Source organism: Methylobacterium bullatum (genome assembly GCF_014845095.1).
GTDB classification, from domain to species: Bacteria; Pseudomonadota; Alphaproteobacteria; order Rhizobiales; family Beijerinckiaceae; genus Methylobacterium; species Methylobacterium bullatum.
Genome location: NZ_NKUG01000087.1, coordinates 1 through 18,447, shown reverse-complemented (window position 1 = coordinate 18,447; position 18,447 = coordinate 1). Strand labels below are relative to the sequence as shown.

Sequence of the window (18,447 nt, the reverse complement as noted above, 5' to 3'; positions counted from 1 at the left end):
GGCCGGGACAAGCATCGCCGACAATGCTCAATGGGCTGAAGCGGCTTCGGACGCTGCGAGCTCCGGCCGGGCGACCTCTCCTGTCGCCAGGAACAGGCGGTACGCGAGATTGTCCGTCTCATCGACGCAAGGGTATCCGAGAGCGTCCAGGGCGGCGTCGAAACGCTGGCGCTCTTCGGCGGGCACGCTGATCCCGGCGAGCACGCGGCCGTAATCGGCTCCGTGGTTACGGTAGTGGAACAGGGTGATGTTGAACCCGTCCGCGAGGCCGTCGAGGAATCGCAGGAGGGCGCCCGGCCGCTCCGGAAACTGGAACCGGTAGATGCGCTCATCGGCGAGTTCGGCCGAACGGCCGCCGACCATGTAGCGGATGTGAACCTTGGCCATCTCGTTGTCGCTGAGATCGACCACGCTGTAGCCGTCGGCCCGAAGGCCGGCGATGAGGTCGCGCTTTTCCGGGATCCCGCCGGGCAGGTTGATGCCCACGAAGATCTGCGCCTCGGCGGAGGGCGCGTAGCGGTAGTTGAACTCGGTGATCGCACGCGGGCCGAGATGGCGGATGAACGCGCGATAGGCGCCCGCGCGCTCGGGGATCGTGACGCCGAGGAGCGCCTCGCGCTGCTCGCCGATCTCGGCACGCTCGGCGATGTGGCGCAGACGATCGAAGTTGAGGTTGGCTCCCGACGAGATCGCCACCAGCGTCCCGGCCGAGCCGCCCTCGCGCGCCGCGTAGACCTTCGCACCGGCCAGAGCCAGCGCGCCGGAGGGCTCGGAGACCGCGCGGGTATCGTCGAAGATGTCCTTGACCGCCGCGCACATGGCGTCGGTATCCACGGTGATGACCCCGTCGAGATGCTCGCGGCAGAGGCGGAAGGTCTCCTCGCCGGCCTGGCGCACGGCGACGCCGTCGGCGAACAATCCTACGGTCGGCAGCACGACACGCTCGTCGGCGGCCAGGGCCGCCGCCATGCAGGCGGCATCGTCCGGCTCGACGCCGATGACCTTGGTCTCGGGCCGCAGGTACTTCACGAAGGTGGCGATGCCGGCGGCGAGACCGCCGCCGCCGACCGGCACGAAGATCGCCTCGATCGGTCCGGAATGCTGGGTCAGGATCTCCATGCCGATGGTGCCCTGGCCGGCGATCACATCGGGGTCGTCGAACGGGTGGAGGAAGGTGAGCCCCTGCTCGCCTTCCAACTGGCGGGCATGGCCGAGCGCCTCGTCGAACGTATCGCCGAACAGCACGACCTCGGCCCCGCGCGCGCGGCAGGCATCGACCTTGATGGCGGGGGTCGTGCGCGGCATCACGATGACGGCACGCACGGTGAGCCGAGCCGCGGCGAGAGCAACGCCCTGGGCATGGTTTCCGGCCGAGGCGCAGACGACCCCGCGCGCCAGCACCTCGGACGAGAGACCCGACATCTTGTTGTAGGCGCCGCGTAGCTTGAACGAGAAGACCGGCTGCAGGTCCTCGCGCTTCAGCAGGACCGGGCGCCCCAGGCGCGCGGACATGCGCGGCATGGGATCGAGCGGGCTCTCGATGGCGACGTCGTAGACGCGGGCGGTGAGGATCTTGCGGATGTAGTCGGTCAAGGAGACGCGTGCTCCGTCGCAGGTCTGGGATCGGTGTCGGATGAGCTTCGGGATACGCCCGTGGGACGGAAGAAGCGAGGGGCGATCCCCCGGCCCGGTGGGACAAGGCGCCGCCCGTCGCGGAGATGGCGAGGGAGCGACGGCTTTAGAAGAACCTGTCGATGGCGGCCGCCAGCCACACCAGTGCCACCAGAGCCTGCGCCATGAAGGCGCCCGCGGAGGCGAGGTCTTTCACGACGCCGATCCTGACATGGCGATCGGGGTGGAGGTGGTCGCAGAGCTTCTCGATCGCCGTGTTCAGAAACTCCGCCGCCAGCATCGCGAGCAGGCTCGCCAGCAGTGCCACGCGAACCCAGAGCGTCGACCCCATCAGCAACGCGGCGGGAATTCCGATCACCAGCAGGACGAGTTCAAGGCGCAGGGCTCGTTCGGTCCGGGCGCCGAAGACGAGGCCGCGCCAGGAATTGAGGAAGGCGAGATAGAGCGCGTGCATGGGGTCAGCGATCCGCGGGAGCGCCGCGGGCGATCCATTTCGCGAGAAGCGGGCCGGTGAGGAGCACCACGAACAGGCGCAGGGTCTGCACGGCCAGGACGAAGGACACGTCGGCCTTGGAGCCCACCGCGATGATCGCCACGGAATCGAGCCCGCCCGGACTGGTGGCGAGAAACGCCGTGAGGAAGTCCACCGGCAGCAGGAAGGTGAGGCCGTAGGCCCAGCCGCCGCACAGGGCGATGACGGCGAAGGTGGCGACGAGGATGCCCGGCAGGGCGGCGAATGTCTCGCGCAAGGTCTGCGCCGTGAAGCGCAGACCGACATACCAGCCGATACAGGCATAGGCGAGGTCGAGGAGCGGTTCGGGCAGGGCCATCGAGACGAGGCCCGTGGCGTGGAGGACGGCGCCCAGGATCATCGGCCCGACGAGGGCGCTCGCCGGCAGGCGCAGGAGCCGGGCCAGCGCGACGCCGATCCCGGCGACCGCGAGAGTGGCGAGAACGGGCAGGATGCCGGTATCGGCCAGGGCAGCGGCCTTCGCGGTGCTCGACGTATCGGTAAGGATGCGGGCGACCACGGAGGCCGAGAGGACGACGGCGGCGACGCGCACATATTGCATGAAGGCGACGAGGCGCGGGTCCGCGCCGTATTCCTCGGCCATGGCCGTCATGGCGGCGGCCCCACCGGGGGAGGAGCCCCAGGCGGCGGTGCTGCCGGGAAGGATCCGAAGGCGGGTCAATGCCCAGCCCACGAGGGCGCCGGCCATCACGGTGACGAGCACCACGGCGAGGATCAGCAATCCGTCATCGAGGAGCGTCCCGACGATATCGGCGGTGACCGCCTTGGCGACGAGGCAGCCGATGATGGCCTGCGCCGCCTGGAACCCGGGCCGCGCCAGCGACAGGCTCGCCCCGCCGACCCCGAAGGCGATGGCCACGAGCATCGGCCCCAGGAGGAGCGCCGCCGGGAACTGTGCCAGCGTGAGGCCGTAGGCGATGGCGGCCGAGGCGGCGACGAGCGCCGTCCAGAGGCCGAGGGAGCGCGGGCTGAGCACGGGAAACCGATAGTTGGGAAGTGCCCGCCGTTACACCGGATCGGCGCCACTGTCACGGTTCGCCCCGGCATCGTCGCGAAACGCCGCGGTCCCGGCGGGGGCATGCGCCCTGAAGAAGCCCGCCAGATGCGACAGGCCGGCGGCGCGCGGATCGCTGGACCGCCAGGCGAGCGCGATGGTGCGGCCCGGTCCATCCACATCGAAGCTGCGCGTCACGGTGAGGCCGCTGGCATCGGCCCCGGCCGGCACGGCGAGGGCGGGGAGGAGGGTGTAGCCTGCGCCGGCGGCCACCATCGAGCGCAGGGTCTCGAGGGAGGTGGCGTGGCGGCCCGCCGCCGAGCCGGCGCCGCACGCGGCGACCGCCTGATCGCGCAGGCAGTTGCCTTCGTCGAGGAGAAGCAGGTCCGGCCCGGCGATATCCGTCGCCCGCAACGCCCCACCCTGTGCGAGGGCATGGTCGGAGGGGCAGGCCAGCAGGAACGGCTCGATGAACAGCGGCGAGACGGTGAGACCGGAGGTCGGTACCGGCAGGGAGATCAACGCGGCATCGATCCGCCCGTCACGCAGGCCTTCCAGGATCTCCGCGGTCCTGGCCTCGCTCAGCGCCAGGGACAGGACGGGAAATTCCTGCCTCAACGTCCGAAGCACGAGGGGGAACAGGTAGGGGCCGAGGGTTTGGATCGCCGCGAGGACGAGGCGGCCGGTGAGCGGCGCGCCGCGCCCTTCGCTCGCCAGGGCCAGCAGGCGTTGCGCCTCCGCCAGAACCGTGCGCGCCTGCCGGACGATGCTCTGTCCCGCCGGTGTCAGCATGACCCGCCGGTTGCCGCGCTCGAACAGGACGACGCCCAGGGCCTCTTCGAGCTTGCGCACCTGCACACTCAACGTGGGCTGACTGACGTTGCAGCGTTCGGCCGCCCGGCCGAAGTGGCTCTCGTCGGCCACGGCCACGGCATATTCCAGATCCCGGAGGGACAGACCCGATACGTTCATAGGCTCTATCTATCGCAGCCTTTGCGACGATGCATTAGCCAAACGATCCGGCGCGGTTCATAAGGGTGTCTCAGAACGATTCCAGGATGGCGTAGCGGCGCCGCATGCCCGATCCGGATCGTCCCGACATTTCAGGAGAGAGTCCCGCATGAGCGATCAACGCCCGATACTGACCACCCGCCAGGGCCATCCGGTCCGTGACAACCAGAGCACGCGCACGGTCGGCGAGCGGGGACCGGCGACCCTCGAGAACTATCAGTTCATCGAGAAGATCACTCATTTCGACCGTGAGCGTATTCCCGAGCGCGTCGTCCATGCCCGCGGCGCCGGCGCCCATGGCTATTTCGAAGCCTACGGCAAGATCGGCAACGAGCCGGCTTCCAAGTATACCCGTGCTCGCGTGCTGAACGAGACCGGCGTGAAGACGCCGATGTTCGTGCGCTTCTCCACCGTGGCCGGCGCCAAGGAGAGCCCCGAGACCGAGCGCGACCCGCGCGGCTTCGCGGTGAAGTTCAAGACCGTCGACGGCAATTGGGATCTCGTGGGTAACAACCTCAAGGTCTTCTTCATCCGCGACGCGATCAAGTTCCCCGACATGATCCATGCGTTCAAGCCGGACCCGGTGACGAACCGCCAGGAGCCATGGCGCTTCTTCGACTTCGTGGCCCAGCACCCTGAAGCCATCCACATGGTGACGCATCTGAAGTCGCCCTGGGGCATTCCCGCCAACTATCGCGAGATGGAGGGCTCGGGCGTCAACACCTACAAGCTGGTCAACGACCAGGGTGAAGCCGTGCTCTGCAAGTTCCATTGGGAGCCCAAGCAGGGCATCCGCAACCTGACCTCGGCCCAGGCGTCCGAGATCCAGGCCAAGGATGTCGGTCACGCGACCCGCGACCTCTACGACAACATCTCCAAGGGTAACTTCCCCGAGTGGGAATTCTGCGTGCAGATCATGCCGGACGGCCCGAACGACCACCTGTCGTTCGATCCCCTCGACGACACCAAGCTGTGGCCGGTCGAGGACTTCCCGCTTCTGCCCGTGGGCCGCATGGTGCTGGACCGCGTGCCGGACAACTTCTTCGCGGAAGTCGAGCAGTCGGCCTTCGGCACCGGTGTGCTCGTGGACGGCATCGACTTCTCGGACGACAAGATGCTCCAGGGCCGGACGCTGTCCTACTCGGACACCCAGCGTTACCGCGTCGGTGCCAACTACCTGCAGCTGCCGATCAATGCGCCGCAGCCCGGTGTGAAGGTCTATTCGAACCAGCGTGATGGCCAGATGACCTATTCGGTCGACGGCACCGGCCCGAACCGGCACATCAACTACGAGCCCTCCACCCTGGCCGAGGGCCTGCGCGAAGCTCCGAAGCCCGCCAAGGACTATCACCAGCCGGTCCAGGGCCAGCTCGGCCGCTACCAGACCTCGCGCACCGAAGACGATTACACCCAGGCCGGCGTCCGCTACCGTTCTTTCCAGGATTGGGAGCGTGACGACCTGATCGCCAATCTCGTCGGCGACATGAAGCAGTGCCCGGAGCCCATCCAGCTGCGGATGGTCTGGCACTTCTGGCATGCCGACGAGGATTACGGCCGTCGCGTCGCCGAAGGTGCCGGCATCGATCTGGAGAAGGCCAAGGCCCTGCCGCCGCTTCCGGGCCGCGCGGCTCCGGGCAAGCGTCTCCAGGCCGAGACCTATACGGACGGCAGCCAGGCGCATCGCGTCGCCGCCGAGTAAGCTCCGGTCATTCGGACTGAGCCATGACCTCTCCGCGATCTCCGTGATCGCGGGGATTTTTTTATGGGGTCATTCCGCGGCGGGAGGCGCTCCGACCTTCCGGTCGCGGCCCGCGCCGAGAGCGAAGATTCCGGACGCCAGGGCGATGGCGCAGAACAGACCGGCCGAGACGCGCCAGCCGCCGAACAGGTCGTGCGCCAAACCGAATCCCAGAGGGCCGAGGGCGGCGATGGAATAGCCCACCGCCTGGGACATCGCCGAGAGGTCGGCCGCGCCGACCGCGTCGCGGGCACGCAGCACCACGATGGTGAGGGCGAGGCCGAACAAGCCGCCGATTCCGAGACCGAGCCCGATGCCGAACGGGAGAACGAGTGCGACCGGTCCATCGACAAGGGCGAGGAAGCTCGCCGCCGACAGGATCAGAAGGGCGATCGCGATACCGCGCTGGTCCCGCAGCCGCGCGGCGAAAGCCGGCACGAGGAGGGCACTCGGCGCCTGCCCGATGCTCATGATGGAGGTGACGAATCCGGCCTCCACCGCCGACAGGCCACGGCTCTGCAGCACGACCGGAAGCCAGCCGAAGGTGATGTAGGCGAGGGACGATTGCAGGCCCATGAAACCGGTGACCTGCCAGGCGAGGGAATCGTGCCAGAGCGGGCGGCGGCGGGCGGGCGGCGGCCCCTTCTCGCGGTGCGGCACGAAGACGATCCAGGCGATGGCCGCCGCCACGGCCGGCACGGCCCAGACCGCCATCGCCCGCGTCCAGCCTCCGAAGGCATCGGCCAGGGGCACCGCCGATCCGGCGCCCGTCGCCGCGCCGAGGCAGAGGACCATCGTGTAGAGTCCGGTCATCAATCCGGCCTGCCCGGAGAAGTCGCGCTTCACCAAACCGGGCAACAGGACGCCGGCAAGGCCGATTCCGACGGCCGCGATACAAGCCCCGGCAAAGAGGGGAGGGAGCCCTCCAAGCCCGCGCAGGGCCGAGCCGAGGGCGATGACCAGGATCGCGACCAGCACACCACGCTCCGCCCCCGTCCGCCGCACCACGACCGGGCCGAGTACGCAGGCGAGGCCGAGGCACAGGACCGGCAGGGTCGTCAGGAACGCCGCCCCCACGGCGGTCAGGCCAGTCTCGGCGCGGATGGAATCAAGCAGGGGGCCGACGCTGGTGAGGGCAGGGCGCATGTTGAACGCGACCAGCATCATCCCGAGCCCGATGAGGACGGGGCGGGCGTTTCGGAATGTGGGTTCGGTCACGCGATGCGGCGCCTTACCAGGAGGGCGATGAGGCCGAGGCCGGCAAGCATCCCGGCGAAGGGCAGGTCACGCAGAACGGCGTAGACTGTGCGGCCGGGCAATCGGACGGGGAGGTCCGCGTCGAGGATGCCTTCGACACCCACGGGCAGGCTCGCGGTGATGCGTCCATACGGGTCGACCACCGCCGAGATGCCGGTATTGGCGTCGCGCACCAGGGGCAATCCTTCCTCCACGGCCCGCAACCGCGCCTGTGCGAAGTGCTGGCGCGGACCCGGCGTATCACCGAACCAGGCGTCGTTGGTGAGGTTCAGGATCAGCCCCGGCACGGGCGCCGGACCGTCGGGCGCGTGTCCGGGCAGTATCTCGCCGGGAAAGATCGCCTCGTAGCAGATGGTGGCGACGACGGGGGGAAGCCCGGTCACGTCGAGGAGACGCTGGCCGGAGCGGCTGCCGGGCGTGAATCCGCCGGGGATCGATACGAACTGGCGCAGGCCCACTGCCCTCAGGGCGGCGTCGAGGGGACCCGGCAGATACTCGCCGAACGGGACGAGATGAACCTTGTCGTAGATGTCGCCGAGCTTCGGACCGGACGAGATCGTCAGGATCGAGTTGAAGAAGCGCGGGCGCTCGTTGGGCAACGGCTCCTCGGCGCGGGCCGCGCCGGTGATGAGTTGCCGCCCGGCCGGAAAGGCGGCGGCGATTCTTGCCAGGGATTCCGGGTCGCGCTGGATCAGGAAGGGAAACGCCGATTCCGGCCAGATCAGATGGGTGACGTCGGCGATGCCGCTCCGGTCCGGGGCGGCGGCGCGATCACTGAGGCCGATGTACCAGTCGATGATGTCCGCCCGGTTCTCGGGCCGGAACTTGGCGTCCTGGTTGAGGTTCGGCTGCACCAGCCGCAGACGCACCCCCGGCACCGTGGCCGTGGGGATGGTGGGCAGGCGCGAGGCGCCGATGAAGGTCATCACCGCCAGTCCGGCACAGGCGACCAGGGCCGGACCGTAGCGCCCGCGCGCCGTCTCGCCCGTGGCGAGGGTGGCGGGCGCGGCTCCGATCAGGACGGCCAGAAGCGTGAGTCCATAGAGCCCGATCGCCGATGCGGATTGCATCAGCCACAGGTTCTGCCCGAGCGCCATGCCGAGCGTGTTCCAGGGAAACCCGGTGAAGAGGTGGCCGCGCAGCCATTCGCAAGCGGAAAGGCCGATGGCGAGGGCGGCGATCCGCGACAGTCCAGGCGACCAGAGGAGCCGCGCCAGTGCGAACCCCGCAGCATAGAACAGCGCCAGTACGGCAGGCAGGCCGATGACACCGAGGGGCAGGGCCCACAGGAACTCGTCGGCTTCCACCAGGAAGGCGGAGCCGAGCCACCACAGGCCTGCGGTGAGATAGCCGAAGCCCCAGGCCCAGCCGATGACGGCGCAGGCGAGGACGGCACCGCGATTGCCCCGCCGCCCCGTCGCCGCCCCGTCGATCAGCCAAACGGCGATGCTCAGCGAAACGACGAGGGCGGGCAGGGCACCGAAAGGCGGCATCGCCAATGCGCCGACGGCGCCCGCAGCGGCCGCAACGAGCAGGCGGCGCCAGCCGGCGGTGAGCATGATCCATTGCGCGAGGTGAGCGAGCGGCCCCGTCGCGCTTCCGCGCAGGGGCGCTTGGGGCGACCCGGCACCGTCGAAGGCGTAGCTCATCTTCGGGTCATCCCGGCTGAAGCATCAGCCCGAGACGTGACCGTCACGTTTCGGGAAAAGCTGATGTGAGACGAAAACCTGGCGCAGGATCCGGGGCGCTCGATCCGGAACGAGGCGCTACGAGGCTTCGGCGATCGGACCGCTGCTCGGCGGCGGAAGGGCCAGGGGTATCAGTGGAGCGATCTTCATCGGGCCGCGATGCAGCCGCAGCCGCTTCACCCGGCGCGGGTCGGCGTCGAGCACCTCGAATTCGAGGTCGCCCGGCCCGGTGATGAGTTCGCCCCGCGAGGGTACGCGTCCGGCGAGCGTGACGATGAGGCCGCCGATCGTGTCGATCTCCTCGGCCATCTCGCCCACCGCGGCGACCAGATCGACGCCGCTCACCTCGGATACCTCGGCGAGTCCGGCGCGGGCATCGGCGATGAACACGTCGGCATCGCCCTCGACGCGCTGAACCAGATGGCCTTCGGCCACGTCGTGCTCGTCCTCGATATCGCCGACCACCATCTCGATGAGGTCTTCGATGGAGATGAGCCCGTCGGTCCCGCCATATTCATCGATGACGAGGGCCATATGCGTGCGCGTCGCCTGCATCCGCACCAGGAGATCGATGGCGGGCATGGACGGCGGAACGAACAGGACGGGACGCTGGATCCGCGTCGAAGCCAGGGTCGCCGAGAGATCGACATTGCCGAGGTTGAGCGCCTTCAACGCGCGGGTGCTCCGGCGCGGGCGCGGGGGCACGACGGCGACGACATCGCCCGACGTGTCGGGGAGGGCGCTGGCGACGGCCGCGCTCGGACGACGGGGGGTCGCTTCGGCCCTGGCGGCGATGTGATCGACGAAGTCGCGGATGTGGACCATGCCGCGCGGGTCGTCGAGGGTCTCGCCGTAGACCGGGAGCCGCGAATGGCCGGCGGTACGGAAGAGCTTGAGCAGATCGCCGAGGCTCGTCTCCATCGAGACGGCGACGATGTCCGCACGCGGAATCATCACGTCGTCCACCCGAACCTTGTGCAGGCCGAGGACGTTCTTGAGCATGGCCCGCTCGAGGGGGGAGAACACGTTCTCTCCCGAATCGGGTTCGGCCAGTGCATCCTCGATGTCGTCGCGCAACGAATCGCGCGGCCGGAGATGGAAGGCGTGCAGCAGGCGGTCGTACCAGGGCTCGCGCGCCTGCGCCTCACCGTCACCGCTACTGGGCGCAGCCAGAGCCGCGCCGCGACTTCGATCGTTCGTCATGTCTCTCTGATCTGGGATTGCGGGCGGAATCGCCCCTCAGTCGGCATAAGGGTCGGGAATACCGAGGCCGTGCAGGGCTTCGGTCTCCAAGGCCTCCATGGCGTTCGCATCCGCGTCGCCGGTCTCGTGGTCCTGGCCGAGAAGATGAAGAGTGCCATGGATCAGAAGGTGCGCGAGGTGGTCTTGAAGCGGTTTTCCCTGCTCGGCACTCTCGCGCAGCATCGTGTCATACGCAAGAACGACATCGCCGAGGGGCACCGCGACACCCGCATGGGCGGGTTGCGGCGGAGCAGGAAAAGACAAGACATTGGTGGGCTTGTCCTTGCCGCGCCAGGTGCGGTTCAGGTCCTGGACCACGGCATCGGTGGTGAGGAGCACGCTCACCTCCACCGGATGATCCGGCGCGTCCGGGGCGATGGCGATCCCCGCCTCGACAGCACGGACGACGAAGGCTTCGAGGTCCGGCACCACCGATTCCCAGCGGGGGTCCTCCACGGCGACGTCGATCTCGGATTCGATCTCGGGCATCGACGTCAGGCCAGGGGACGGCGGCGGGACGTGGGCGAGCGATCCGCACCACCCTCGCCATGGGCGGCGGTTTCATAGGCCGTCACGATACGGCGAACGAGGTCGTGGCGCACCACGTCGACGTCGCGGAAGGTGACCCGGCCGATCCCCTCGACGCCGTCGAGGATGTTCACGGCCTCGACGAGGCCGGATTTCTGGCCCGGCGGGAGATCGACCTGGCTCGGATCACCGGTGATGATCATGCGCGAGTTCTCGCCGAGACGCGTGAGGAACATCTTCATCTGCATCGAGGTGGTGTTCTGCGCCTCGTCGAGCAGGACCACGGCGTTCGTCAGGGTCCGGCCGCGCATGAAGGCCAGGGGCGCGATCTCGATGACGCCGGTCTGCAGGCTCCGGTCCACGTGCCGTGCCTCCATGAAGTCGTAGAGCGCGTCGTAGATCGGGCGCAGGTAGGGATCGACCTTCTCGCGCATGTCGCCGGGCAGGAAGCCGAGACGCTCGCCGGCCTCGACGGCGGGGCGCGACAGGATCAGACGTTCCACATGGCCCTGTTCCAGCAGGGACACCGCGTAGCCCACCGCGAGCCAGGTCTTGCCGGTGCCGGCGGGGCCTTCGGCGAAGACGAGTTCGTGGTTGCGCAGGAGCTTGATGTAGGTGTCCTGAGCCGCGTTCCTGGCTCGCACGGCGCCGCGCTTGCGCGTGGCGATCTGGTCGAAATGCGGACGGTCCGGCTCGGCACTCACTTCGGCGGTGGGGAAGAGGTTGCCCTGGAGCGTCGTCTCCTGGATCGCTCCGTCGACATCGCCGAGGGTGAGGGCGGTACCGCTCGCCGTCACGCGGGCATAGAGCCGCTCGAAGACTTTGCGCGCCTTCTCGGCGGAATCCGGCGGCCCCTTCACCACGAGGTGGTTGCCCAGGGCCGTGGCGGTGACGGCGAGGCGCCGCTCGATATGGGCCACGTTCTGATCGTACTGGCCAAAGACGAGGCTCGCGAGCCGGTTGTCGTCGAAGGTCAGCGATACGTCCACCGTCTCCACGATCTCACCTATCCGCGCCGCTGGCCCACGCCCCCGCAAGGGCGCCCCCCGTCCACTCAGACCGTCAGATGCCGGCACGCAGAGTCTCCTTGCTGTGGGTCTCGCGAGCGTTGCGAGTGAATTGAGAACGGCATGACGCGGCCGGCCCGTCGCCCGGGGCGGAGGTGCGATTCCGTGGCATGCGCGCTTTCAAGCGGCCGCCGCCTCGTCGGTGACGGCTTCGCCGAACAGGCTGTTCGACCCGGCCCGGACCACGCGCACGGGCACGACCGTACCGATGGTAGCGGCCGGAGCATCGAATTGGACGGGCAGAAGATGCGGCGTCTTGCCGGCGACCTGCCCCGGATGGCGGCCGGCCTTCTCCACCAGCACCTCGACGACATGGCCCACGGCGGACGCGTTGAAGGCGTGGCGCTGGTCATCGAGCAGGGCCTGGAGGGCTGCGAGGCGCTCGGACTTCACGGCCTCGGGCACGGCGTCCTCGCGCTCGGCGGCCGGCGTACCGGGGCGCGGGCTGTACTTGAACGAATAGGCCGACGCGAAGCCGATCTCGGCCACGAGGCGCATCGTCTCGTCGAACTCCACGTCGGTCTCGCCGGGAAACCCGACGATGAAGTCGGAGGACAGGGCGATATCCGGCCGGACCCGGCGCACGCGCTCGATGAGCCGGCGATACTCGTCGCCCGTATGTTTGCGGTTCATCGCCTGCAGTACGCGGGTGGAGCCCGACTGCACCGGGAGATGCAGGTAGGGCATCAAAGCGGCGATTTCCCCATGTGCCCGGACCAAGTCATCGGCCATATCGTTGGGGTGGCTCGTGGTATAACGCAGGCGCAGGAGGCCGGGGATCGACTCGAGAGCGCGCATCAGAGCGGGAAGCGTCACCGGAACGCCGTCGGCGCCGGCCCCGTGATAGGCGTTGACGTTCTGCCCGATCAGCGTGAGTTCGCGCGCCCCGCCCCGAACGAGTTTGCGCGCCTCGTCCAGGATCGCCTCCACCGAGCGCGAGACCTCGGCGCCGCGCGTGTAGGGCACGACACAGAAGGCGCAGAACTTGTCGCAGCCTTCCTGCACGGTGAGGAAGGAGGATACGGCCGCCGTCCGCCGGATGGGCAGATGGTCGAACTTGTCCTCGACGGGAAACTCCGTGTCGACAACGCGCGTCGAGGCGGAACGGGTGAGGAGATCGGGCAGGCGATGGTAGTTCTGCGGGCCGACGACCACGTCGACCGAGGGCGCCCGCGCCAGGATCTCCTTGCCTTCGGCCTGCGCGACGCAGCCGGCCACCACGATCCGGGTGTCGAGGCCGGCCTCGGCTCGGGCCGTCTTCAGAACGCGCAGGCGCCCGAGTTCGGAATAGACCTTGTCGGCGGCCTTCTCGCGGATGTGGCAGGTGTTGAGGACGACGACATCCGCCTCCTCGACGCTCTCCGTGGCGGCATAGCCTTGGCTGGCGAGCAGGTCCGACATGCGGCCCGCATCGTAGGCGTTCATCTGGCAGCCATAGGATTTGACGAAGGCTTTCTTCAACGCGACCGTTCCAGCACCGTATGAACCCCGGGCGTCGCTCGGACGCCCATTGCTGTCGGCGGTGCTACCACGTTTCACCCGGCCCGTCGCTTCCCCACGACACTCTACGCGCGACCGCGACAAAGACTGACCTTGGACGAACGCCGTGACGTCTTGCTGCGCCGCAAACACGCATGGCGACCATCAACATCGTTGGCCGAATGATCTCGGGATGCCGACGCTTTTGCGGCCATCGAACCGTCGATCATCGCCGCCTGAAGGGTTTCAGGCGGCGATATTCGAGGCAGGCAACGTCTCCGTGCCGGGTGGCGGAACCGACCGAACCGCCGCCCCGCTCTCCCACCGTCCCGTCACCGAGGCCTGCATCGCCCTGCGCACCGAGGCTTCGGCCATGGCGGTGGCGCGCTTGCGGTCGGTGCCGGCCTCGAAGGCGATGGGATCGCCCCAGACGACGTGGACGTCGATCGGACCGTCCCGGAGGAAGACCGCGAGATGCGGCGCGAGCTCCATGTCGCCGTACCAGGCGATGCCCGGCCGCTCCGAGCGGACCACGGGCAGGCCGTTGCGGCGCGGATAGGTGAGGGCGAGGGGCTGGAGCCGCACCCTGTCGCGCGTACCGCCCTCGGCATCGATGGCGGCGCGGGCGGCCCCCACCAGGGAGGAGCGGAACGGCAGCAGCCGCGTTCCATCGCCCGTGGTGCCCTCGGCAAAGAGGACGATGAGATCGCCGTCGGTCAACCGGCTCGCCACCGTGGCGTTGACGCTGGCGGTGGCCGCGCGGCGCGCCCGGTCGATGAAGACCGTGCGCTGGAGACGGGCCAGGGTTCCCACCACGGGCCAGCCGGAAATCTCCGATTTCGCCACGAAAGAGAGCGGCCGCAGCGACCCGAGGACGAGGATATCGAGCCAGGAGATGTGGTTGGACAGGACGAGGGCCGGCTCGCCGAGGGCCGGCGGCGTGCCACTCTGCGTCACCCTCACCGAGAACAGCGCCAGGAAGATCCGGTGGAAGTAGGTCGGCGTATGCGCGGCGATGCGCCCCCGCCCGAACCTGAGGCTGAGGAGGTGCGGCCCGACCAGCACCGCGAAGGCGAGGACGCAGATCAGGAGCCGGAAGACGGTGCCGAGACGCGTCATCGCCCGCAGCCGATCACGAATCGCGGCTCACGACAGGGTCGCCGTCATGGTGAAGGCGGTGGCGCGGCTGCCATCGGGGCGGGCATAATACCCCGTCCGCTCGCCGACCTGCTTGAACCCGTGACGGGCATAGAGCTTCAGGGCGGCGGCGTTGCCCTCGTCGACCTCGAGATGGACGTTGCGCACGCCGCTCAATGCCAGATGCCCGAGATGCTCGCGCACGAGCTTGTGGCTCAGACCCCCACCGCGCACGGCAGGCGCCAGGACGACGGTCAGAATCTCGGCCTCGTCGGCCACGCGGCGCGAGAGGATGAAGCCCTGGATCGAACCGGCCCGCCACAGGGCATGGGCCTCGGTGGAGCGCTCGCACAGCATCCGCTCGAATTCGTGGGCGTCCCACGGCCGCGCGAAGGCGGTGGCATGGAGGCGGGCGAGGGCGGCGGCGGAGGAGGAATCGCGCAGGGGCGTGACATAGGGCTCGCCGCCCCAGGCGTCCCACCAGGCCAGCCACCAATCGAGAGCCCAGAGCGGAGAGACGGGACGAATCATCGACGGGCCAGCCTCGCGTGATCCTGTGGAGTGGCATCCGGTCCGCGCAGATAGAGCGGGCGTGCCAGGGCTTGGGCTGGGTCGGCCAGCATGCCGAGGGAGGCGATCCAGGCGATCTGCGGCGGGCCGGCATCGCTGACCGTCGCGGCGATGCCGCGGGACCTGAGCAAGCCCGACAGAGCGGGCGCACCGGACCCCACGAGGGTGACGGCATCACGGCCGACGTGATCGGCCGCTTCCTCGAGCCGCAACAGGCTCGGAGGCACGACGATGCCTTCCGCCATGTTCATGGCCTGAAAATAGACGGAGCCGTGCCGGGCATCGATCGCGGCCGCGATCAGGCCCTGGCCGTTCGTGGCGAGGAGCGGTGCCAGGAGGCCCGAGAGGGTGGTGACGCCGACCACCGGAATCTGTGCCGCGAGCCCGACGGCCCGGGCGGCAGAAAGGCCGACGCGCAAGCCGGTATAGCTCCCGGGACCGACGGTAACGGCGACCCGGTCGAGGCTCTCGAACCCGCCCTCCACCCGCGCCATCACGCGTTCGAGCATGGGAAGCAGCGCCTCGGCATGGCCACGGGCCAGCGTCATGGATTCTTCGGCGAGGAGATCGTCGGAGAGATCCGTCGCGATGCAGACGGAACAGGCGTCGAGCGCCGTGTCGATAGCCAGGATACGCAACGTCACTCCAGATCGGGATGCCCGTCGGGCGCATGAGTTTACGACGGAAAAGGCCGCCCCGTCAGCGCGGGGCGGCCTCGAAAGAGACGAAGGACGCGGGGTGTTGCGCGCTTGCGACGGCGATCAGACCGCCTGGACCTCGCGCACCTCGGGGAGGAAGTGCTTGAACAGGTTCTGCACGCCGTGCCGGAGGGTGGCGGTGGAGGACGGGCAGCCGGAACAGGCGCCCTTCATTTCCAGGTAGACGACGCCCTCCTTGAAGCCGCGGAAGGTGATATCGCCGCCATCGCTGGCCACGGCCGGGCGCACGCGGGTCTCAAGCAGGTCCTTGATGGTGACGACGGTGTCGTGGTCCGCCTCGTCGTAGAACTCCTCCGCATCGTCGCCGCCGAGGACGACGCCTTCGGCCAGGACCGGGGCGCCCGACTGGAAATGCTCCATGATCGCACCGAGGATCGCGGGCTTCACCTGCGGCCAGCCATGCTCGTTCTCGATCTTCGTCACCGAGATGAAGTCATGGCCGAAATACACGCCCGCGACGCCGGGAACGTCGAACAGGCGCTGCGCGAGGGGAGAGCGCGCGGCGGATTCGACGTCGCGCGCCTCGAAAGTCGATTCGGGCAGGACCACGCGGCCGGGAAGGAACTTCAGGGTGGCGGGGTTCGGGGTGGCTTCGGTCTGGATGAACATGGCTTTGATGTATCCTCGTCCACTGCGCCGGTTCAAGGCCGGCCGGGAAGGGCGCGGGGAATGGCCCGCGCCTCTGTATTCATGTGGACCGCGCGCGGGATTTTCTCAACCTGCACACCTCCGCGGTCATGCCCGCAGACGCGCTTTCGCTGTGTGGGATGTCGACAAGCCTCGATGCTTCCTGTATAGCCCGCGGCAACTCAAAACAGGATGCCGAAATCCTGACGCACGCATTCCCCTCCTGGGATCGCGGGCGCGCACCGGCAGGAACTTGACCATGAACATCATCCAGCAGCTCGAGCAGGAGCAGATCGCTGCGCTCGGCAAGACCATTCCCGACTTCCAGCCCGGCGACACGGTGACCGTGAACGTGAAGGTGAAGGAAGGCGAGCGCACCCGCGTGCAGGCCTATGAAGGCGTGTGCATCGCGCGCTCCGGTGGCGGCCTCAACGAGAGCTTCACCGTCCGCAAGATTTCCTACGGCGAGGGCGTCGAGCGCGTCTTCCCGGTCTACTCGCCGATGATCGATTCGATCGCCGTCGTGCGTCGCGGCAAGGTGCGTCGCGCCAAGCTGTACTACCTGCGCGACCGTCGCGGTAAGTCGGCCCGTATCGTCGAGCGCGCCGACCGTCCCGCCGAGAAGGCCGCAAAGGCCGACGCCTCGAAGGCCAACAAGGACGCCCGCAAGGCCGAGAAGGCCGCGAAGTCCGCGGCAAAGACCGCTGCCGAGTAAGATCTTCGGCGCGATTCTTCAGAATTGCGAAAGGCCGGGCATTGCCCGGCCTTTTTCGTTGGCGGATGGACGCCGCATCGGCATCCATCCCAAAGCAGTCTCGTGTCCCGAGACATGCTCGACCCGTCGCGTCCTCGATGCAACATCTAGGAGGATGGATTGGCCGGCACGAGGATCATTTCCATCCGCCCGCCACGGGGGAAGGGGATCATTTTCATGTCCTGCTTCGGCGCAGGGCTCAACATCCGCGACGGCTCATAGCGCTGGTCGATCGCATGAGTCGCGTCGATATCTTGGTGACGCTGTTGAACGCCGCGCTTCCCCGCCGTCTGGGCAACAGCAGCCGAGGAAGCCGTCGCTAGAATGAGCACGGCGGCAATTGCTACATTTTTATACAACATGATTTTCCTTAGTGCATGTTTCAGCTACATAAGGATCAACGTGCGTCCAATAATGCCTAATCCTACGCCAAACAGCCCAGTCCGCGAACAGGGTGCGGCGTCACACGGGCCATGAGGAAATGCGAGACATTGCGTTCGGAGAGGCGGATTAACCGCATGACTCGATCCGAACGTGGTCCCGCCAAAGCAAAATAAAAAAGGTCATCGGTAAGATGACGGCACATAGCAAAGTAAATCGAGTTTTTACTTCCGGAAGCGATCTCGATAAATAACGGCAGATATCGGCGTCATCTTACAAAAGCGATCACGCCGCTCGAGTTCAAGTGATGAGAAGATGTCGTCGGAAACATTCCTTCCGGCCGAAGCCTTGGGCGTCACAGCCCGAGGCAGCGACCGGCGCTGCCTCGGATGAGGGGTCAGCTTCATCAGCGTCCCAGAAAGAGCGGATTGGAGGTCGGGTCGGCCGATCGAACGAGGACGTCCCGACCCCTTCGCACCACTACCCCCGGCGCAGGGCCTCGAGCACCTTGCCGCCCGGTCGCCCGGTCTGCGGCATGCCGAGCTTGCGCTCGATGGCCTTGATCGCGTCGCGGGTCTTGGCGCCGACCTTGCCGTCCGGTTCGCCGACATCGTAGCCCTGGGCCGCTAATCTGGTCTGAAGGTCGCGGCGCTCGGCGCGCGACAGGGGCGGATCGTCGGTGGGCCATTCCGCCTGGACGCCCGAGCGGCCGCGCAGGCGGTCGGACAGCACCGCGATGGCGAGACCATAGGATTCGGCGGCATTGTAGGAATAGAGGGCGTCGAAATTCCGGGTCACCAGGAAAGCCGGGCCGTTGATGCCGGCCGGGAGCAGGATGCCGGCAGGGCCGTCTCCGGAAAGCGGGCGTCCGTCGATCCGGGTGACCCCCATGGAAGCCCAATGCGCCACGGCGTGCTTGTTCTTGCGCCCGGCGGCCCCGGCATTGAAGCCCTTCGGTACACGCACCTCGTAGCCCCAGGGCTGGCCGTTCGACCATTTGGCCACGCGCAGGAAGTTGGCGGTGGAGGCCACCGCGTCGGGCACAGAATCCACGAGGTCGCGGCGCCCGTCGCCGTCGCCGTCGACGGCGA

The 18,447-nt window shown here is 68.0% G+C and carries 18 protein-coding genes; 2 read left to right on the top strand and 16 right to left on the bottom strand.

The features are described 5' to 3' along the window. Positions 1 to 27 precede the first annotated feature (27 nt). From ilvA to MBTS_RS13725, 4 genes are all read right to left on the bottom strand, one after another. Entirely contained in the window at positions 28 to 1,647 is a 1,620-nt protein-coding gene (ilvA, locus tag MBTS_RS13740) for a threonine ammonia-lyase, biosynthetic (RefSeq protein ID WP_373321264.1), read from the bottom strand. 91 nt (positions 1,648 to 1,738) lie between these two features. Next, complete coding sequence (locus MBTS_RS13735; protein ID WP_056145878.1) at positions 1,739 to 2,086, bottom strand: diacylglycerol kinase; 348 nt, start codon at positions 2,084 to 2,086, stop codon at positions 1,739 to 1,741. Between the two features lie 4 nt (positions 2,087 to 2,090). Beyond that, on the bottom strand, positions 2,091 to 3,140 hold the full coding sequence (locus tag MBTS_RS13730; protein WP_056145881.1) for an AbrB family transcriptional regulator: 1,050 nt from the start codon (positions 3,138 to 3,140) through the stop codon (positions 2,091 to 2,093). 30 nt (positions 3,141 to 3,170) lie between these two features. Beyond that, positions 3,171 to 4,130 (bottom strand): LysR substrate-binding domain-containing protein, encoded by a 960-nt coding sequence (locus MBTS_RS13725; protein WP_192215870.1) that lies wholly within the window; start codon positions 4,128 to 4,130, stop codon positions 3,171 to 3,173. Positions 4,131 to 4,278: 148 nt separating this feature from the next. Between MBTS_RS13725 and MBTS_RS13720 the strand changes: the two genes are divergently transcribed. Further along, entirely contained in the window at positions 4,279 to 5,868 is a 1,590-nt protein-coding gene (locus tag MBTS_RS13720) for a catalase (protein WP_147829190.1), read from the top strand. A 69-nt stretch (positions 5,869 to 5,937) separates the two neighbouring features. On the opposite strand, the gene MBTS_RS13715 is transcribed toward MBTS_RS13720, so the two are convergent. The 10 genes from MBTS_RS13715 to MBTS_RS13670 form a co-directional block, all read right to left on the bottom strand. Continuing rightward, a complete protein-coding gene (locus MBTS_RS13715) occupies positions 5,938 to 7,125 on the bottom strand; it encodes a CynX/NimT family MFS transporter (protein ID WP_238253811.1) in 1,188 nt (395 codons plus the stop codon). Beyond that, a complete protein-coding gene (gene lnt, locus MBTS_RS13710; RefSeq protein ID WP_192215869.1) occupies positions 7,122 to 8,813 on the bottom strand; it encodes an apolipoprotein N-acyltransferase in 1,692 nt (563 codons plus the stop codon). Before lnt ends, MBTS_RS13715 begins: the two co-directional genes overlap by 4 nt. Before the next feature lie 117 nt (positions 8,814 to 8,930). Continuing rightward, positions 8,931 to 10,055: a hemolysin family protein gene (locus tag MBTS_RS13705; protein WP_192215868.1), complete on the bottom strand. Its 1,125-nt coding sequence runs from the start codon at positions 10,053 to 10,055 to the stop codon at positions 8,931 to 8,933. A gap of 36 nt (positions 10,056 to 10,091) precedes the next feature. Next, complete coding sequence (gene ybeY / locus MBTS_RS13700) at positions 10,092 to 10,583, bottom strand: rRNA maturation RNase YbeY (RefSeq protein WP_018042347.1); 492 nt, start codon at positions 10,581 to 10,583, stop codon at positions 10,092 to 10,094. A 5-nt stretch (positions 10,584 to 10,588) separates the two neighbouring features. Beyond that, positions 10,589 to 11,698, bottom strand: a complete 1,110-nt coding sequence (locus tag MBTS_RS13695) for a PhoH family protein (RefSeq protein ID WP_147829196.1) — start codon at positions 11,696 to 11,698, stop codon at positions 10,589 to 10,591. Between the two features lie 111 nt (positions 11,699 to 11,809). Further along, positions 11,810 to 13,150: a tRNA (N6-isopentenyl adenosine(37)-C2)-methylthiotransferase MiaB gene (gene miaB, locus MBTS_RS13690; protein ID WP_056158715.1), complete on the bottom strand. Its 1,341-nt coding sequence runs from the start codon at positions 13,148 to 13,150 to the stop codon at positions 11,810 to 11,812. A 264-nt stretch (positions 13,151 to 13,414) separates the two neighbouring features. Beyond that, positions 13,415 to 14,287: a lysophospholipid acyltransferase family protein gene (locus MBTS_RS13685; RefSeq protein WP_192215867.1), complete on the bottom strand. Its 873-nt coding sequence runs from the start codon at positions 14,285 to 14,287 to the stop codon at positions 13,415 to 13,417. A gap of 27 nt (positions 14,288 to 14,314) precedes the next feature. Further along, the gene (locus tag MBTS_RS13680) at positions 14,315 to 14,836 is read right to left on the bottom strand and encodes a GNAT family N-acetyltransferase (RefSeq protein WP_192215866.1); all 522 of its coding nucleotides are present in this window, start codon (positions 14,834 to 14,836) and stop codon (positions 14,315 to 14,317) included. Further along, the gene (gene tsaB / locus MBTS_RS13675; RefSeq protein ID WP_147829202.1) at positions 14,833 to 15,513 is read right to left on the bottom strand and encodes a tRNA (adenosine(37)-N6)-threonylcarbamoyltransferase complex dimerization subunit type 1 TsaB; all 681 of its coding nucleotides are present in this window, start codon (positions 15,511 to 15,513) and stop codon (positions 14,833 to 14,835) included. Before tsaB ends, MBTS_RS13680 begins: the two co-directional genes overlap by 4 nt. A gap of 123 nt (positions 15,514 to 15,636) precedes the next feature. Beyond that, entirely contained in the window at positions 15,637 to 16,203 is a 567-nt protein-coding gene (locus MBTS_RS13670) for a NifU family protein (RefSeq protein ID WP_056158707.1), read from the bottom strand. Positions 16,204 to 16,480: 277 nt separating this feature from the next. Between MBTS_RS13670 and rplS the strand changes: the two genes are divergently transcribed. Next, on the top strand, positions 16,481 to 16,936 hold the full coding sequence (gene rplS, locus MBTS_RS13665) for a 50S ribosomal protein L19 (protein ID WP_018042354.1): 456 nt from the start codon (positions 16,481 to 16,483) through the stop codon (positions 16,934 to 16,936). Positions 16,937 to 17,082: 146 nt separating this feature from the next. Here the strand turns inward: rplS and MBTS_RS13660 are convergent, their stop codons facing one another. Both MBTS_RS13660 and MBTS_RS13655 read right to left on the bottom strand, forming a co-directional pair. Next, the gene (locus MBTS_RS13660; RefSeq protein ID WP_192215865.1) at positions 17,083 to 17,337 is read right to left on the bottom strand and encodes a hypothetical protein; all 255 of its coding nucleotides are present in this window, start codon (positions 17,335 to 17,337) and stop codon (positions 17,083 to 17,085) included. 499 nt (positions 17,338 to 17,836) lie between these two features. Beyond that, positions 17,837 to 18,447 (bottom strand): lytic murein transglycosylase (locus tag MBTS_RS13655; protein WP_192215864.1); only part of this gene is annotated, 611 nt, incomplete at its 5' end.

Excerpts from the sequence above, each read along its gene's own strand:
- MBTS_RS13735 (WP_056145878.1), bottom strand. The coding sequence starts at position 2,086 with ATGCACGCGCTCTATCTCGCCTTCCTCAATTCCTGGCGCGGCCTCGTC.
- MBTS_RS13725 (WP_192215870.1), bottom strand. The coding sequence starts at position 4,130 with ATGAACGTATCGGGTCTGTCCCTCCGGGATCTGGAATATGCCGTGGCC.
- MBTS_RS13720 (WP_147829190.1), top strand. The coding sequence starts at position 4,279 with ATGAGCGATCAACGCCCGATACTGACCACCCGCCAGGGCCATCCGGTC.
- lnt (WP_192215869.1), bottom strand. The coding sequence starts at position 8,813 with ATGAGCTACGCCTTCGACGGTGCCGGGTCGCCCCAAGCGCCCCTGCGC.
- MBTS_RS13705 (WP_192215868.1), bottom strand. The coding sequence starts at position 10,055 with ATGACGAACGATCGAAGTCGCGGCGCGGCTCTGGCTGCGCCCAGTAGC.
- ybeY (WP_018042347.1), bottom strand. The coding sequence starts at position 10,583 with ATGCCCGAGATCGAATCCGAGATCGACGTCGCCGTGGAGGACCCCCGC.
- MBTS_RS13685 (WP_192215867.1), bottom strand. The coding sequence starts at position 14,287 with ATGACGCGTCTCGGCACCGTCTTCCGGCTCCTGATCTGCGTCCTCGCC.
- MBTS_RS13680 (WP_192215866.1), bottom strand. The coding sequence starts at position 14,836 with ATGATTCGTCCCGTCTCTCCGCTCTGGGCTCTCGATTGGTGGCTGGCC.
- MBTS_RS13670 (WP_056158707.1), bottom strand. The coding sequence starts at position 16,203 with ATGTTCATCCAGACCGAAGCCACCCCGAACCCCGCCACCCTGAAGTTC.
- rplS (WP_018042354.1), top strand. The coding sequence starts at position 16,481 with ATGAACATCATCCAGCAGCTCGAGCAGGAGCAGATCGCTGCGCTCGGC.
- MBTS_RS13660 (WP_192215865.1), bottom strand. The coding sequence starts at position 17,337 with ATGTTGTATAAAAATGTAGCAATTGCCGCCGTGCTCATTCTAGCGACG.